15 protein-coding genes are annotated in these 16,699 nt (G+C 61.4%); 2 read left to right on the forward strand and 13 right to left on the reverse strand.

All coding sequences use genetic code 11. The features are described 5' to 3' along the window. Positions 1 to 44: 44 nt before the first annotated feature. From gcvPB to LJE93_01945, 9 genes are all read right to left on the reverse strand, one after another. The gene (gene gcvPB / locus LJE93_01905) at positions 45 to 1,526 is read right to left on the reverse strand and encodes an aminomethyl-transferring glycine dehydrogenase subunit GcvPB (GenBank protein ID MCG6947654.1); all 1,482 of its coding nucleotides are present in this window, start codon (positions 1,524 to 1,526) and stop codon (positions 45 to 47) included. Then, positions 1,523 to 2,881: an aminomethyl-transferring glycine dehydrogenase subunit GcvPA gene (gene gcvPA / locus LJE93_01910; GenBank protein MCG6947655.1), complete on the reverse strand. Its 1,359-nt coding sequence runs from the start codon at positions 2,879 to 2,881 to the stop codon at positions 1,523 to 1,525. Before gcvPA ends, gcvPB begins: the two co-directional genes overlap by 4 nt. Further along, positions 2,881 to 3,264: a glycine cleavage system protein GcvH gene (gene gcvH, locus LJE93_01915; GenBank protein ID MCG6947656.1), complete on the reverse strand. Its 384-nt coding sequence runs from the start codon at positions 3,262 to 3,264 to the stop codon at positions 2,881 to 2,883. The genes gcvPA and gcvH overlap by 1 nt, the downstream gene beginning before the upstream one ends. Positions 3,265 to 3,298: 34 nt before the next feature. Next, entirely contained in the window at positions 3,299 to 4,420 is a 1,122-nt protein-coding gene (gene gcvT / locus LJE93_01920; protein ID MCG6947657.1) for a glycine cleavage system aminomethyltransferase GcvT, read from the reverse strand. A 257-nt stretch (positions 4,421 to 4,677) separates the two neighbouring features. Continuing rightward, positions 4,678 to 5,463, reverse strand: a complete 786-nt coding sequence (locus LJE93_01925; GenBank protein ID MCG6947658.1) for a hypothetical protein — start codon at positions 5,461 to 5,463, stop codon at positions 4,678 to 4,680. A 4-nt stretch (positions 5,464 to 5,467) separates the two neighbouring features. Further along, positions 5,468 to 6,487, reverse strand: coding sequence for a M23 family metallopeptidase (locus LJE93_01930; protein ID MCG6947659.1), 1,020 nt, complete (start codon positions 6,485 to 6,487; stop codon positions 5,468 to 5,470). A gap of 184 nt (positions 6,488 to 6,671) precedes the next feature. Further along, complete coding sequence (locus tag LJE93_01935; GenBank protein MCG6947660.1) at positions 6,672 to 7,862, reverse strand: FtsX-like permease family protein; 1,191 nt, start codon at positions 7,860 to 7,862, stop codon at positions 6,672 to 6,674. A gap of 47 nt (positions 7,863 to 7,909) precedes the next feature. Further along, a complete protein-coding gene (arsM, locus tag LJE93_01940; protein MCG6947661.1) occupies positions 7,910 to 8,761 on the reverse strand; it encodes an arsenite methyltransferase in 852 nt (283 codons plus the stop codon). Continuing rightward, on the reverse strand, positions 8,754 to 9,278 hold the full coding sequence (locus LJE93_01945) for a MarR family winged helix-turn-helix transcriptional regulator (GenBank protein MCG6947662.1): 525 nt from the start codon (positions 9,276 to 9,278) through the stop codon (positions 8,754 to 8,756). Before LJE93_01945 ends, arsM begins: the two co-directional genes overlap by 8 nt. A gap of 263 nt (positions 9,279 to 9,541) precedes the next feature. On the opposite strand from LJE93_01945, the gene LJE93_01950 reads away from it, so the two are divergent. Then, complete coding sequence (locus LJE93_01950) at positions 9,542 to 10,891, forward strand: 3-deoxy-7-phosphoheptulonate synthase class II (GenBank protein ID MCG6947663.1); 1,350 nt, start codon at positions 9,542 to 9,544, stop codon at positions 10,889 to 10,891. Positions 10,892 to 10,972: 81 nt separating this feature from the next. Then, positions 10,973 to 12,562 carry a M20/M25/M40 family metallo-hydrolase gene (locus tag LJE93_01955; GenBank protein ID MCG6947664.1) on the forward strand — a complete coding sequence of 530 codons (1,590 nt, stop codon included), beginning with the start codon at positions 10,973 to 10,975 and terminating at the stop codon, positions 12,560 to 12,562. A 149-nt stretch (positions 12,563 to 12,711) separates the two neighbouring features. On the opposite strand, the gene LJE93_01960 is transcribed toward LJE93_01955, so the two are convergent. The 4 genes from LJE93_01960 to pyk all read right to left on the reverse strand — a co-directional run bounded on the left by LJE93_01960 (position 12,712) and on the right by pyk (position 16,576). Continuing rightward, positions 12,712 to 13,380 (reverse strand): hypothetical protein, encoded by a 669-nt coding sequence (locus LJE93_01960; GenBank protein ID MCG6947665.1) that lies wholly within the window; start codon positions 13,378 to 13,380, stop codon positions 12,712 to 12,714. Between the two features lie 260 nt (positions 13,381 to 13,640). Continuing rightward, positions 13,641 to 14,567, reverse strand: coding sequence for a DUF4097 domain-containing protein (locus tag LJE93_01965; protein ID MCG6947666.1), 927 nt, complete (start codon positions 14,565 to 14,567; stop codon positions 13,641 to 13,643). A 56-nt stretch (positions 14,568 to 14,623) separates the two neighbouring features. Next, entirely contained in the window at positions 14,624 to 15,112 is a 489-nt protein-coding gene (locus LJE93_01970) for a hypothetical protein (GenBank protein MCG6947667.1), read from the reverse strand. A gap of 45 nt (positions 15,113 to 15,157) precedes the next feature. After that, positions 15,158 to 16,576, reverse strand: coding sequence for a pyruvate kinase (gene pyk / locus LJE93_01975; protein ID MCG6947668.1), 1,419 nt, complete (start codon positions 16,574 to 16,576; stop codon positions 15,158 to 15,160). Positions 16,577 to 16,699: the final 123 nt, after the last annotated feature.

Consider the following 16,699-nt stretch of genomic DNA (forward strand, 5'->3'; position numbering starts at 1 on the left):
GTGGTTTCGATAATGCGCCGTTGAGCCGTGCCGCCGTCGGGCCGTCAGCCCTCCTCGTCGGGCGTCCAAGTGATCTTCAGGTTCCGTGCAGCCCGCACTTCGTCGACCCGTCCGATCGGCGTGTCGTGAGGGGCCGATCTGACCAGCTCCGGGTCCGTCTCGACCTCGTGGGCGATCGCCAGCATGGCTTGGCAGAAGGCCTCTATCTCTTCCGGGGAAACGCTCTCGGCAGGCTCGATCATCAGCGCTCCGTGAACGATCAGCGGAAAGGACATCGTCGGCGGATGGAAACCGAAATCGAGAAGGCGCTTGGCGATGTCGACGTTGTGCACCTCGTGGCGGGTCTGGTTGCTGTCGTCGAAGACCACCTCGTGCAGGCTTGGAGCATCGAACTTGAGGTGATACGCGCCCGAGAGGCGATGGCGAATCAGGTTCGCGTAGAGAACCGCGACCTCGGACATCGTGCGCAGGCCATCGGCGCCGAGGCCCCAGATATAAGTGAGCGCCCGCACCAGGACCAGGAAGTTCCCGTAGAAGCCTCGCATGTGCCCGATCGACGACGTGTCTTCCCATTGGAGTCCGAACAGGTCGCCCTCACGCCGGACTCTGGGCAGCGGGAGGTGCGCAACGAGCGTGTCGGATACCGTGACCGGCCCGGCGCCCGGCCCACCGCCGCCGTGCGGTGTCGAGAAGGTCTTGTGCAGGTTGATGTGCATCGCGTCGGCGCCCATCAATCCGGGCAGTGCGCGGCCCACGAAGGAGTTCAGGTTGGCGCCGTCGATGTAGATCAAGCCGCCACGGCGGTGCACGAGGTCGGCAACCTCGACGATGTGGTGCTCGAACACACCGAGGGTGTTCGGAACCGTGAGCATGACGGCGGCAACTTTGTCGTCCATCATGCTGTCCAGGGCTCCAAGATCTACCGTGCCGTCTTCAGCCGAAGGGATTTCCTGCGCACGATAGCCCGCAAAGGTTGCTGTCGCGGGGTTCGTGCCGTGGGCGGAGTCCGGCGTCAGAACGATTTCGCGGTCTTCCCCCCGTGTTTCGAGGGCCTTGCGAATCATGAGGATGCCGGTCAGCTCTCCGTGAGCTCCGGCCGCAGGTTGTAGGGTCGCGCCGGGCATCCCGGTGATCGTCTTGAGCGCTTCCTCGAGTTCCCAGATGAGCCGAAGCGCACCCTGGATCTGCGACTCGGGCTGGAGCGGGTGGAGCGAGGCGAAGCCGGGCAAACGGGCGATTTGCTCGTTGATGCGCGGGTTGTACTTCATGGTGCACGAGCCGAGGGGATAGAGGCCCTCGTCCACGGCATAGTTGAGCTGGCTCAACCGGTGAAAGTGCTGGACGACCTCCATCTCGGCGATGTCAGGGTAGTCGGGGTCCGGTTCGCGAAGGAGTTCGACCGGGAGCAGGGCAGTAGGGTCGACCTCAGGCACCTCGAGAGATGGCAACAAGTAGCCTTGCCGCCGTACGCGGTGCGGGTTGCGTTCGAAAAAGAGCGGCTCGGACCGGATCGCGCGCCGCTTCATCTCAGTGTCTCCAGGGCTTTGGCGAAGGCTTCGATATCAGACGCCGAGTTTCGTTCGGTAACCGCCACCAGAATACCGTCGGGCCAGGAGCCGGCCCAACCGGTGGTTGGAACGCCCGCAAGTACCCCCTCGGCGAACAGCTTCTCCACGAGTTCCCGACCGGTCCCCGGCCCGGTCAACAGGAACTCGTTGAAGGTCGGACTGGTGGGGTAGGCAATTGTCCACGAACCACCGATCGCCCGAACCCTTCTCTTGAGCTCCTCGGCACCCGCGAGACTCGCCGTGGCGACATCATGCAGCCCGCTTCCGCCGACTACCTCGAGCCAGACGGTGGCGGCGAGCGCCATCAATCCCTGGTTGGTACAGATGTTGGAGGTCGCCTTGGCGCGTCGGATGTGTTGCTCGCGGGTGGCGAGCGTGAGGCAGAACGCGCGGTTCCCGCCCTCGTCCACCGTCTCTCCAGCCAGTCGGCCAGGCATCTGGCGAATATGCTTCGAGGCGCAGGCAAAGAAACCGAGGTGCGGTCCTCCAAATCCGGGAGCGATCCCGAATGACTGTGCCTCACCACAGACGACGTCGAAACCGAAGCTGCCTCCGCCTTTCAGCAGGCCGAGAGACGCGGCCTCGGTCACGACCTCGACCGCCAGCGCACCACATTCGTGGGCGGCCTCTGCCAGCGATGGCAAGTCTTCGACGATTCCGAGGAAATTCGGCGACTGAACAGCGACGCAGCAGGCCCCATCACCAGCTGCCTCACGCACCGCGTTCGAATCGAGCCGGCCGTCGTCGCCCGGCGCGACCACCATGACTTCGATCTCTGCGGCGTGGGCGTAGGTGTCGAGAACTGCGCGATACATCGGGTGGACGGTTTCCGCGACCACCACCAGATCGTGCTTGCCGCGGAGAATTCGGTGACTGAAGAGCACCGCCTCTACGAGCGAGGTAGCTCCGTCGTACAGTGAAGCATTTGCCGCATCGAGGCCCGTGAGACGGCTGATCAGGGTCTGAAACTCGAAGATCGCTTGCAGGGTGCCCTGCGAGATCTCGGGCTGGTACGGGGTGTACGAGGTAAAGAACTCGGCCCGCGACAAGACCGCGTCGACGACGCTCGGTTGGATGTGGCGATATACGCCCGCACCGAGGAAACACGGGAGTGAGTCCATCGCGACGTTGGCCGATGCCATCTCGTCGAACGCGCGCCGGAGCCAACCCTCGTCGCGCGGCGGCGGCAGGTCGAGCCCGTCGACGCACACCCCGGACGGTATCGAGCCGAAGAGACCATCGATCGAGCTCAGACCCAGCACCGAGAGGATGTGCTGTTGATCTTCGGGACCGGCACCGATCCACGGATGCATCAATCGTCCTCCTGCTCCAGAAGTTCCTGGTAGGCGGTTGCGTCGAGCAGATTGTCGTCATCGATGGACCCGCTCAGCTTGACCAGCCAGCCATCGCCATAGGGATCGTCGTTGACGAGGTTAGGCTCGTCTTCGAGCCGTTCGTTGACCTCGATCACCTCACCGGCGACCGGCGACAGGAACTCGGCGACGGCTTTGACTGATTCGAGGGTGCCCAGTTCGTCCCCGGCATCGAAACCGTTGCCGACCTCCGGCAGCTCGACATACACGACCTCGCCGAGTTGGTCCTGTGCGTAATGGGAAATGCCCATAACGACCGATTCACCCTCGGCCCTGGCCCATTCGTGCGTACGTGCGTACTTGAGTTCCTCAGGAACAGTCATCAGAAGCTCCTCCTTGATCGGTTGCCCATAAACCTCATTCTTTTTTCCGCGAGTAGAACGGCACCTCGACAACGCGAGCCGGTACAATGCGTTTGCGAATTCGAACGAAAAACTCCGTGCCGACCTTTGTTGCCTCGATTGGAAGATAGGCCAGCCCGAGGGCCTTACCGAGGGTCGGGGATTGCGTTCCGGAGGTGACAACGCCAGCCGGTTCCGAGTCGTCCTCGTGCAAAAACACCGGGTAGCCGTGTCTGGCGATGCCTCGCTCGCGCAACTCAAATCCGACCAGCTTTCGCTCGATGCCCTCCTCTTTCTGACGTTCGAGAACATCTCGACCGATGAAATCACCCTTGCCGAGCTTGACGATCCAACCGAGGTTGGCTTCGAGCGGTGTCGTAGTGTGGTCGATCTCGTGGCCGTAGAGACACATTCCGGCCTCGAACCTGAGGGTGTCACGAGCGCCGAGACCGGCCGGCTGCAAGCCGTGCGGCGCGCCCTCCCTCAAAAGCGAACGCCACAGGCCCGGAGCGGCCGAGGGAGCAATATAGACCTCGAAGCCGTCCTCACCCGTGTAACCGGTCCGGGCGATGATGGCGCTCGCTCCGGCCACTTCACCGTTGGTGAAACGGTAGTACTTGAGCTCGCCGAGGTTCTCTTCGGTGAGGGGTTGCAGGATCTGCTGAGCGAGCGGTCCCTGAACGGCGATCTGAGCGTAGATGTCGGAAAGATCCTCTACGGCGACCCCATCCATCCCGCCGGCCACCTCGGTCAAATAGGCAAAGTCCTTGACACGGTTGGCGGCGTTGACCACCAGGAGGAACTCGTCATCGGCCGTCTTGTGCACCAGCACGTCGTCAACGAATGTTCCCTCCGGATACATCAGGCCGGTGTACTGGGCGCGACCGACTGTCATTTTCTGGTGGTCATTGCACGAAACCTTCTGCACGAATTCGAGCGCGGCAGGTCCCCGAACCACGATCTCGCCCATGTGGGATACGTCGAATAGCCCTGCCCGCTGACGCACGGCGTGATGTTCTTCGGTGAGGCCCGCATATTGAACCGGCATCTCGTAACCGGCGAACTCGACCATCCTGCCGCCAGCTGCGATGTGTTCGTCATGAAGGGGTGTTTTTGCCGCCGAACCGGACTTGCTCATAGGCCCGCATTCCTCCCTGCTCGCATCAGGGTGAAGATTACCACCACCGAGAGAATTTGCGGATTCGCGCGCCTGAGAACTGGCCCGCATTATTCATGAGGGTTCAACGCGAAAGGCGTGAGGTACAAGCGTGGCTGTGATTTCGCAAGACGAGCGAGCGGAGGCGTACTTGCGGTACGTCGAGCGAGCGAATCGAGAAAGCACAGCCACGCGCAGTGAATCGCGCCTTGCAGCGGAAGAGTCATGAATAATGGGGGCTATGCTTTGGCCAACAGTCTGCCGAGAATCTCTCGTGCCCTTTCCAGCTCATCGGTCGGGCTCGCAATCTGGGAGATCAGGTAGAGGTACTCCTCGCCCAACTCTTCGAGGTCGTCGGCACGGACGAGCTCGAGCAGGCGTTCAAGAGCCTGGCGCTCACCGCCCTCGGAACCGACCCGTCCGATTTCCCGTTCGAGGATGACGCGAACCAGGGAGATGACCTCGCTCTGTTCCTGGCGACGCTGCGGCGTCGGTTCGTTTCCACCATTCTGGTTCACGAACGGTTCCTCCGATGTGGTGGCGGCGGGACCGGCCGCGGGGACCTGGCTCGGTATTCGAGCACCAGCTTCCTGACCTGCGAAGATGCCGTTGGGGAGATCGCGAAGCTCGCGGCTGAATCGGCCGAGCATCAGGTAAAGCTCCTTCTCGGAAGAGAAATTCCCGACCAGGCGAGCGTTGCGGTCGAGCTCGAGCGATTCCGACTCCTGGAGCATGATATTTGCCTGTGCGCCCCGTTCCAAGGTGATGGTTTTTGCGCGCACCCTCCATGCGGTGAGCTCGCCGGCGACGAAACATGAATCGGCAGCCTGTACCGAGATCGCCTCGACTTTGACTTCGGGGTCAATACGCACCGAACCGCTGCCGGACTCGATCACCGAGTACACCCCGGAGTTCTGGATGACAAGGTTCCCGGGGGTTCTGATCGACAACTGGCCGTTCTCGTTGACCGATACGTCGGTCCCATTGGGGATGATCATGGTTGGAAAGTTCTTTGCCTCTTCCATCGTGTTATCTCCCTCGCATCCGCGATGGCAGCGGGTCAAACGCCGGCGGCGGTGCGGTGCGCGCCTGGATCAGAAGTTCCTCGTGACCGGTCCACTGGTAATTGAGGATATAGATGCGTGGATCCACGGGCACCGGCTCCTCATCGCCCTCGGTCCTCACCCGGACTTCGTAGTGGAGATGAGGTGATGTGCTCCATCCGGTATTTCCGACGGTGCCCAACTCTTCACCCCTTCGCAACGTCGCGCCTCGCCGCACCGAAATTTCATGCAGGTGGGCGTAAATGGTGAGATATCGGTCGCCGTGGGCGGCGACGACAACGTTGCCGTATCGCCACCAGCGCACATTCCTGCGCAACGGATATCGACCCGCAAATACCACCCGGCCGCCGCCCGACGCAAGCACCGGTGTGCCCTCACGAGCGGCAAGGTCGATGCCCGAATGGAAGTCGACTGTGTTCGTGAAAGGAGATGTACGATTGCCGAATGGCGAGGTGAGGACGAAGGAGCCGATCGGCAGGGGACAAATGGACGGCACGGCGAGCGACAGATCGGCGTTCGAACGGGCGAAGCTCGCCAGCTCATCCGCCAGGGTCAGAAGGGCCTTGGTGTCCGAATCGAGTTTGAGTCCGCGGCGGACCGCAATCTGCGTCTCGGGCAGAAGCAGATCGCCGGGGTTTGGCTCGGGGTACCCTCCCGGACCTTCGGATCCTTGCGGTGAGCCGAGGATCAGGCTCATTTGTTGCTGCAGTGCCCGAGCCTGAGCAACCTCTCGGTCCAATCGATCCAGAGTCATGATTCGTTGGTCGAGGATTTCGTGCTGGAGTGCATGCTGTTGGCTCAACGAGTGGAGCTTGCCGGTCAAAAGGAGTGACTGGATCCCGAGGGGAGCGAGCACAATGCCTGCCACCAACACGAGGGCCAGCACGACACCGAGCGCGACAAGGCGACGAAAGCCCTTTCGGCTCAGAAAGTAATAGCGGACCTGCTTGCGAATGTCCGCCGGGTGGAGTTGAATCTCGTACATTCCAGATTCCAATGATGGTGTGACCTTCCGCTGCCGGCTGTGGCGGTGCTCACGCCGGACCACGGTTAGGTTTCACAGCCCTGAGAGCCTATCATGTGATCTCGCGGGTTTTCAGGGGTTTCAACCTGTGGAATAAAACTGCGTCGCAATTTCAGTGGATTCGATTTCTTGTCGGCTGGGCATCTTACGCTGCGCGCAGCGAAGAGACCGGGTCTTGACGAGAAGTCTTCCAGGCTGGCCAGAACGAGGACAATAATACGATTAGAAAGCCGACGGCGGCGATAGCCACGATGTGGAGGGTGGTTGGGATCAGGGGAATCGAATCGACCATGTAGACACGTGCGAGGTCCGGTGGAAACCGGACTGCTCTGGTGGCCGTCATGATCCAGCTGACGACACATCCGAAAACGATGCCACCGACGACGCCGGCGCCACCGAGCAGAAGACCCGAATAGACCAGGATACGGCGAATGCGTGCGGGCGTGGCCCCCAGCGCCTGCAGCATCCCCGAGGAGCGCTGCTTGTCGATGGCGAGTACCACCAGCGCTGAGCTGACCTGAAACGAGGCCACCGCTATGACCAGGCTGAGGACCACGAAAAGGGACAGAGTCAGCCATCGGTGGGCGGCGAAAAGAGAGCTGTTCATCTCCTGCCAGTCGGTGAACAGTAGACGAGGGTCGAGGTCGCTGAGTTTCTCCCTGGCCTCACCCACAGCCATCGGGTCGGTGAGCTCGATCTCGATCCCGGCAACAGCCGTATCCGGCAGCAACAACAGGGTGTCCGCCAGCGGGATCGTGATCCATTGTTCGTCGAACTCAGCGAATGCGAGACTGAAAGTTCCCACCACCTGGAGACGGAGGGCGGGCAGAATCCAGGAGTTTCCCGCGGGAGGGAGCCGAACAAGCGCGGTGTCTCCGGTCCCGAGTCCCACCTTCTGTGACAGTCGCTCGCCAAGGACTGCAACCAGGCCGTCGCCTTTCGGCCAGTGTTCGAAGCCGGTGTAGGAGGGTGGGTCAGCCACCGCCTTGAGGGTGACGGGGATCGGACTGGTGGGTTCTGCGGGGTCGTCCAGGAGACCCGTCAGATAGGTGACCGGAGTTGCCCGCACGACTCCATCCTCCTCGGCGATTTGCAGGGAAAGGTCATGGGCCTCTCCGGGCTCCAGCGAACCGAGGGCGAATCCGACCATGTGCGCGTTCCCACGTTGGAGGGCAGTTGCGATCGCACTCGAGTAGCCATTCATCAGGGCCAGTGTGATCACCAGCGCCGCGACGGCGACGGCAACGCTGATGAAGGCCGCCAGGGAGGTCCCGCGAAGCAGCACCCCGGTCCGCCGGCGGAGAAAGCGCAGGGCGAGCTCGAGCTCCAGGTTCACCGTGGCAGTCTACTTCAGACCTTCGAAACGTTCGAACGTTCAACGTTCTAACGTTTTCGGGCGCGATAGGTCACCGACCGCACGATCCCCGCAACCGCGTTCCTCGATATCCCCTCCGATTCCATGATCGAGATGATCTCTGCCGGGGATGCCCTTTCAGTCATGTCGAGGAAATCGACATCTTTGAGGACCTCGACGTCGCCAAGACCCGCCTCATCGAGCATCTCGAAGTACCGTTCCCTGCGTTCGCCGCCGGCCACACATCCCACGTACGCGAGCACGTTGTCACGGATGGCGTCCGGCAGTCTGCCGTCGAGCACGACGTCGGAAATCACCAGCCGACCGCCGGTGCGAAGCACACGGGCGATCTCGGCGAAGACAAGCGCCTTGTCCGGCACCAGATTGATGACGCAATTGCTGGTCACGGCGTCCACGGAGGCATCTTCCACCGGCAGGTCCTCGAGTCTGCCTTCGCGGAAATCGACCTGATTGGCGCCTACGGCTATCGCGTTCTTTCGCGCAACTGAGAGCATTTCCGGCGTCATATCGACGCCGATGACCTTGCCCTCGGGCCCGACCTTGGCGGCGGCGATCAGCGCGTCGATGCCCGCTCCGGAACCGAGGTCAAGGACGGTCTCACCGAGCTCCAGATCGAGATGGTCGAGAGGGGCGCCGCAACCAAGTCCAAGGTTGGCGCCATCAGGAAGAAGATCGAGATCGACCTTGTCGTATCCGAGGGTGGTCGCGATCTCGACCGTGTTTCCACAGCAACTGGTTGGCTGCGGCCCGCAGCACGAAGTGCCGGCTGTCGCAAAGACTCCGTATCGTTCACGCACCTTCTTCACCACCGATTCGTCGTCGGTCTCGATGTTGTCGGGCTGGAAATTTTCTTCACTCATCGCTTCCTCCTGGGGAACAGGAATTTACCGTGGGCATGAGGTGGTCGTAGGCGCCGGGGCAACACGCTTCGGTCGCGCCTCGTACCGCCAATAGCAGATCCTCGAGCACCGACAGCGTTTCGGATGCCGTGCTCAGCGGCAGGCAATCGAGAACAGAACGGGCGAATGCCTGCTCCTGCCGCCTGACGTCTCCTGCAGCCGTCTCACCCGCTGCGGTAAGAGCGACCGTCTGGGCGCGGCCGTCGACCGGATCCGGTTCTTTCTCAATCAACCCGCGCTCTTCGAGGCGAGCGAGGTTGCGGCTCAACGTGCTGGGAGCGATGCCGAGCCGGTTTCCGAGGTCACGCAGCCTCATTGCGCCGTCGGACAGCGCGTCGAGGGTGGCAGCCTGGGCGACCGTCATGCCGCAACAGTTCATGTCGGCCCGCTCGGCGAGGGAAAAGCGGCGGACGAGAGCACGGATGATCTCGCGCAGCCGCTGTGCCTGGATGTCTGCCAGTGTGAAGGATTCAGCCATCTCGCTCACGGAATTTATTTGTATAATACAAATATAAGCTTGTCAAGGGTGAGTCGCTATTCTTTCGATAGAACTGGATTTATGCTGTAAGTGTTCACGTGTAAGGGTTTAAAGATCAGAAGAGACGATTCCGCTCGCTCCGCCGAAAGCTATTTCCGCCCTCGGTCCTCAAATCTCGACTCTGAGCTCACGGCTCGCAACTCTGGACTCCCGGCCCATCGCAGGTTTCAGCTATAGGGGTTTGGGTGTACTATTCCGACCTTATGGCGAAATGGTCACCCGATTCGTGGAAGAGCAAGCCTGCGGGACAGCAGCCGGTCTACCCGGACCAGGGAAACCTAACGGCCACCGTCGAGCAGCTTGCATCTCTTCCGCCGCTCGTCACCTCGTGGGAGATCGAACGGCTGCGAGCCCAGCTCGCCGACGCGGCTGTCGGCAAGCGATTCCTGCTCCAGGGAGGCGCCTGCGCGGAGCGATTCGATCAGTGCAACGCCAGCATCATCACCAATAAGATCAAGATTCTCTTGCAGATGAGCCTGGTGCTGACCTTCGGGCTCAAACGCCAGATCATCCGGGTCGGGCGATTCGCCGGCCAGTACGCGAAACCCAGAAGTTCTGACAGCGAAGAGCGAAACGGCGTCACGCTGCCGAGCTATCGGGGCGAGATCGTCAACGGACCGGAATTCACCGCCGAAGCTCGGACGCCCAATCCCAGGCGAATGCTTATCGGCTATGAGCACGCCGCCCTGACCCTCAACTTCATTCGTTCGTTGGTGGATGGCGGTTTCGCTGATCTTCACCATCCCGAGTATTGGGACCTCGATTTCGTCAATCACTCTCCGCGAGCCAAGGAATACCAGGAGTTGGTGGCCCATCTTTCCGACTCGCTTCGTTTCATGGAAACGCTGGCGGGGATCCAGGCCGGGGAGATCAGTCGGGTCGATTTCTTCACCAGCCACGAAGCGCTGCTCCTGCCCTATGAGCAGGCGGTGACGCGCCAAGTGCCGCGGCGGGAGGGCTGGTACAACCTCGGCACCCATCTACCCTGGGTCGGACTGCGGACTGCGGAGGTCGACGGCGCGCACGTCGATTATTTTCGCGGCATCCGCAATCCGATCGGCGTGAAGGTCGGCCCGTCGATGACGCCGGAATGGCTTTTGGATTTGCTCGACATCCTCGATCCGGATATCGAACCGGGTCGTATCACGCTGATTCATCGCATGGGATACGACAAGGTGGCGCAAAGGCTCCCGCCCTTGATCGAGGCGGTTCAGCGAGCGGGACGGCTGGTCCTGTGGTGCTGCGACCCGATGCACGGCAACACCGAGAAGACGGCAAGCGGCCGCAAGACCAGGAAGTTCGACAACATTCTTTCCGAGCTCGAACAGAGCTTCGACATCCATGCTCAACTCGAGTCCTATCTGGGCGGCGTTCATTTCGAGCTCTCGGGTGACAACGTCACCGAGTGCATCGGTGGGGCCCGAGGACTCTCGGAGGTCGATCTCGACCGCGCCTACGAATCGAGGGTCGACCCGAGGTTGAACTACGAACAGGCGCTGGAAATGGCGATCCTGATCGGTCGAAAGGTCGAGAAGATGAACGGCAATTCCTGACGTTCGGTGACCGCCAGCGGCTGTCGACTGGATTCAGGAATTGCGGTGCTACACTCCCTTGGTTGAATTTGGGGGGGCCGCATGCGCCATATCTGGGTTTTCGCTCTCGTCTCTGTTTTGTCTTTCATCATTCCCGCCGTTTCGGCAGAAGAAACCGTCGATCTCGATGCCGTCACGAAGATCCGAGACCAGGGTTTTCGCCACTCGAAGGTCATGGATTATGCGTGGCACCTGACCGAGGGAGTCGGTCCGCGACTCACCGGGACGCCTCAGGAACTCGAGGCCCATGAGTGGGCCAAGGGTGCGTTCGCCGAGTTGGGGATGGATGCCTGGGTCGAGGACTATGACTTCGGTCGTGGCTGGGTCGTGGATCGGGTTCAGGTTCGGATGACGAGCCCTTACATCCAGCCCCTCGAGGCCTTGCCCCAGGCGTGGACTCCGGGAACCGATGGAACGGTCCGTGGGCAAGTGGTCCGCGCAACCCTCGAATCCGAGGAGGATCTCGAGAAATGGACCGGCAAGCTGGCGGGCAAAATCGTGCTGCTGGAAGATGCCGCCGAACCGAAGCAAATCGATTCCCAGCTCTTCAAGCGCTGGAATGACGAGGGACTCGAGGAGCTTTCGAAGTACGACATTCCGAGCGAGCGGCGGAGCCAATGGCGCAAGCGGATGCTCAAGCGGTTCACGTTCTGGAAGAGGTATGCGACGTTCCTCGAAGACGAGGGCGTGGTGGCGACCATCGAGCCGAGCTCCCGCGACAACGGTCTGGTCCGGGTTACCGGAAACAGGTCCAATCGCGAGAGCGAGAGACCGCTCGGGGTCGCCGGACTGGTGATGACGACCGAACATTACAACCGTCTTATTCGGATGCTGGATCGGGAAATCGAGCCGGAGATCGAGATCGACGTCGAGGTGCGTTGGTTCGAGGAGCCCGGCAAGGCATACAACACAATCGCCGAGCTGGGCGGTTCGGACCTCGCCGGCGAAACCGTGATGGTCGGCGGCCACCTCGACTCCTGGCACTCCGGCACCGGCGCCACCGACAACGGAGGCAACTGCGCGGTGGTCATGGAAGCACTGCGGATCCTCAAGGATGCGGGACTCCAACCGCGTCGAACGATCCGTGTCGGATTGTGGAGCGGCGAGGAACAGGGTTATCTCGGTTCGAGGGAGTACATCGAGCGCCACCTCGCCACGCGACCCGAGCATACCGACCCCGAACAGCTCGCTCTGCCAGAGTTCGCCCGCGAGCAGACGTGGCCCATCCAACCGACGGCTGAGCATGCCAAAGTTTCGGCGTATTTCAACATCGACAACGGCGGTGGCCGGATTCGGGGCATCTACGCCCAGGAGAACGCCGGCGTCGTGCCGATCTTCAGGGCCTGGCTCGAGCCGTTCGCAGACGTTGGAGCGGACACAGTGACGATGGAGAACACCGGCGGGACCGATCACCAGCCGTTCGATTGGGTTGGCATCCCGGGCTTTCAATTCATCCAGGACGGCATGGACTACATGGGTCGTACGCACCACTCGAACGTCGACACCTACGATCATCTCGATGGGGATGACCTGAAGCAGTCTGCAGTGGTGCTCGCCTCATTCCTCTGGCACGCGGCCAACCGCGACGAGCTGCTCCCGCGCAAACCGATGCCGACCAAGCCCGAAGAGTGAATTCGGAATTCTGAAATAGGAATTCTGAATTCCCACCCACCCTCTCCCCGACCCGGAAGGTGGGGGGAGGGCGAGATTCAGAATTCCGAACTCCGAATTCCCAATTCGAGAGAAGCTTGATTTTCCCCGACAGTGTGTCGATCTGTCGGTCAGTCGTTCAGCTTCTTGTTCTTCCAGTACTTGGTGCCTGACAGGTCGGCGTTGAGCATCAAACCCTTCTCTGTGAGCTGGTAGATGGCGAGGCCGTTGACGAAGTCGGTCCTCACCTCGGTCGCAGCCTTCCCAGCCGCCGCTGTGGCCCCGGCGTCCGCCTGCCAGCCCTGGTTGACGAAGCTGTCGAATGTCTTCGGGTCCTCCATCAGGAACACTACCTGGTACTTGTCGATGCCGGCCCCGAATCCAACGCCGCCGGTGCCCATCTTCATGTAGGTGCGTTCGCCGGTTTTCTTATTCACAGCCACCCCGTTGCCGCCACCGCCGGAGAATCCCCAGGCGAGCTTGAGGTTGTCGAAGACCGCCCAGCCATAGGCGTGGGAGTAGAGATCTTTCGCCTTGCTGTTCTCGGCGAAGAGCTCGTCGAGGCTCTCCTTGGCCATCGCATCGATCTTGGCCGCTTTGGCCTCCTGTTTCATCGTCTCCCACTCCGGCTCGTCGGCGGGTGCTTGCTGGGCCGGTGCTTGAGCCGCTGGCGCTTCATTTTTCACGGCCTCGGCCTCGCGGGCGACCTCGGTAGACTCCTCCTTCGAACAGCCCAGTCCGGGCAGAACGAGCAGCCCGACGACCACCACCATCACGATGCCCATTGCCTCTTTCCTCATCATTATCCTCCTTGTGTATGCAGGCTTCGAGAGAGAAAGCTCACTATAGCGTAGAATGCGGCATCAACAAAGAAGTAGCCGGGCTATGATCTGACCGATGGCATCGGCAAGGACGGGCAGCTCCGCGACGAGTGCCTCTCGCGCATCCCGACACCCCTGCGATGCTGGAAGAATGAGGAAGCAGGAGTCTGGCAATCGGGAATCCCACTCCTCCTCATCCAACCTGAGGGGTGGGAGATCCAAAATTCGAAATTCGAAATTCAGTTCGACAGCAACTTGATGTTTCCTGACGACGTGTCGACGTGCACATCGATTGCGTTCGGTCCGCCGTCGAGCTTGAGCTCGTCCTTTCCCCGAATCAGGGCGGGGAAGTCCGAGTGAATCCCCCCGGAGCTCACCTCTACCAGACCCGAGATCTTGGTGTATTCCGGGAAGGTCAGGGTCACGTTTCCGGACGACGCGCTTGCACGGACGGTGGTGTTGGGAGGGATCTCGTCCCATTGGGCCTTGATATTGCCCGAGGACGCGCTGAACTTCCCCACTCCGGTCAGACCGGAAACGTCGATGCTTCCAGACGAGGTGTCGACCTTTGCCAGCGCCGCGCCGCCTTCGAGGCGTACGGAGCCCGAAGAAGCATCAGCGGTGAATTCCGCCAGCGGGCGGGTCACGTTGGCGTGGATTGAGCCTGACGAGAGGTCTGAGTGCAGCTCTCGCATTGCGCCGTCGACCATCAAGCCCCCCGAAGAGGCATCGAACGTGACTTTGGAGTTTCCGAAATCCCCGATGATCTTGGCTTCCCCAGATGAAGAGTCGATGAGTAGGTTGACGTCAGGAGGCATCAGGACGGTCACCTGGCCTTTCGCCTTGACGTTCTTCCAGCTCCAGCCTTTGCTGCGCGTCGAGCGGATGAGGAGACGATTGCCCTGGTCTTCGAAGACTGGACTCAGGTCCTGGGCCGCCTTGGCCGATGAACTTCCGTCGCCCTTGACGGTGATATCGACGGTCACGTCGACCGATCCGCCGGGCTGAGTGCGCACCTCGACATTGTGGAACGACACGTCGACTACTACCGTGTCTCCCGGGCTGGCGTCGAAGCGGTGCTTTTTATGGATATCGATGTCGGCAGCGGCACTGCCGGCCAGCAGGAAACACACAGCGGCTGCGATCAAGATGGAACGTACTCGCATGTCACATACCTCCTTCGTTCGCCGAAACGGGGGCTGTCCTCTGCCGTCACGGCCTTTTACTGCAACTTGAACGAAAAGTTGCGGCCGGTGTCGTTCGTGACCGTCACTCTGATGGACGAGTTGATGGTCTCGTCGGTCGACGTCGTGTTGCCGAGCATGCACTCCGCGACCGCCCAGGGCATGGTGGCCTCGATCTTCCCGGAGCCCGCACCACGGATCACGAGATCGAATTTGCGGCCGCGCCTTCGACCTTCAACCGTGGCCTCACCGTCGCGATAGCTGGCGCGACTTCGCGGACCTCGGCCGTCCAGCGTTTCGAGGAGGGCCCTCATCTGACCATCAGCCCCTCCTTCGCACTCGAGGTTGGCGCCGATCAGATCCTCGACCAGACCACGGGCAACGGTCTCCGAGATCGCGACCGAGATCTCGTCGTCATCGACAGCCAGCTCGAAGTCGGACTTGGGCTCAGAACTTGCGCACGAGAACGAAAACGCAACGACCATCAGAATAATCAAGATGTGGCTGCATCGACATACCTTTGGCATTTGACCTCCTACCCGATCTGGACAACGCAGAACGAGGGAAAAGGTTCAATCGAGTTCGAGGACCCGGATTAAATTGGTCCTGTCCGAGTATCCGAGAGGCAGTCCGGCGGTCACGAGGATCCGGTCACCCGATTTGCCGATCTCATGCCTCGTCAATTCTTCGAGGACCATGTCACCGAGGTCCAGGGTGTCGTCGATCGTCCTGCCGACTGCCGGGATCACGCCCCAGGAGAGGTCGAGTTGACGAGCGACCTCTGCGGAAGTCGTGATTCCGAGGATTGGCGCAGCCGGGCGGTGGCGGGCGACCAAACGTGCGGTGCTGCCGGTCGAGGTCGTGGTCACGATGGCTGCTGCACCGATCGAGGCAGCTAGGTCGCAGGTCGCGCGACTGATTGCGCCGGTCAACTCCGGCACCAAGGGTGAGGTGGAGTCGGCGAGCATTTGGTCGTGGTCGATTTTCGCTTCAGCCTGCAGAGCGACCCGATGTAGGACGCCCACCGCTTCGGTAGGATAACGCCCGATCGCGGTTTCTTCGGACAACATCACGGCGTCCGTTCCATCGAGGACCGCGTTGGCGACGTCAGACGCCTCGGCACGCAGCGGGCGGGGGCTGTCGACCATCGAGCGGAGCATCTGAGTGGCGGTGATCACGGGCCGCCCGGCGCGGCGAGAGGCAGCGATGATGTCCTTCTGGATCATCGGTACGGTCTCCGGGGGCATTTCGACGCCGAGGTCGCCTCGCGCGACCATCACGCCATCCACCGCTTCGAGGATGTGGTTCAGTCGTTCCACCGCCTGGGGTTTCTCGATCTTGGCGATGAGCAGCGGCGGATGGCTCTGTTGGAGAAGACGTTTCCTAACCGGGGCGAGGTCATCCTCGTGCCGAACGAAGGAGAGGGCGACGAAATCCACACCCTCCTCGATCCCGACCTCGAGATCTTCACGGTCCTTTCCGGTGAACGCATCGACCCGAAGGTGTGCTTGAGGCAAGTTGACGCCCTTCCGGGAAGTCACGGTACCGCCGATGACCACATCACACAGGAGACGGTCGTCCGCCACTTCGCGGACCTCGAGCTCGGCGAGGCCATCGGCGAGGAGGATCCGTTCGCCGACGCCCACATCTTCGAGCAGGTACGGATAGCTGACGGGGATGACACCGTCCGCCACGCGCCCCCCGACGCCTAGCGCCACGGTTGAACCGGCTTCGAGGTGAACACCCTCTTCCGGGAGGTGTCCGACCCGGATCTTGGGACCACCGAGGTCCTGCAGAATGCCGATCTCCCGTCCGGCGTTGCGCGAGAACTCGCGAATTCTCCGAATCGTTTCGCGGTGGGCTTCACGGTCACCGTGCGAGAAATTCAAACGAGCGACGTCCATCCCGGCCTCGATCAGTGCGGAGATCCCGTCTACCGAATCCGTGGCCGGGCCGAGGGTGCAGACGATCTTTGTTTTCCGTTGCTGCATGATGCCTCCAAGGAGTCCGTGTCGGCGTCCAGAGTAGAACGATACTGGATGCTAGATGCTTGATGCTGGATCCGCCCACCCCCTTGTGAGATCTTTGAAAGGAACTGCTTTCTCATGTATCGA

It is taken from the genome of Acidobacteriota bacterium, assembly GCA_022340665.1.
Lineage (GTDB): Bacteria > Acidobacteriota > Thermoanaerobaculia > Thermoanaerobaculales > Sulfomarinibacteraceae > Sulfomarinibacter.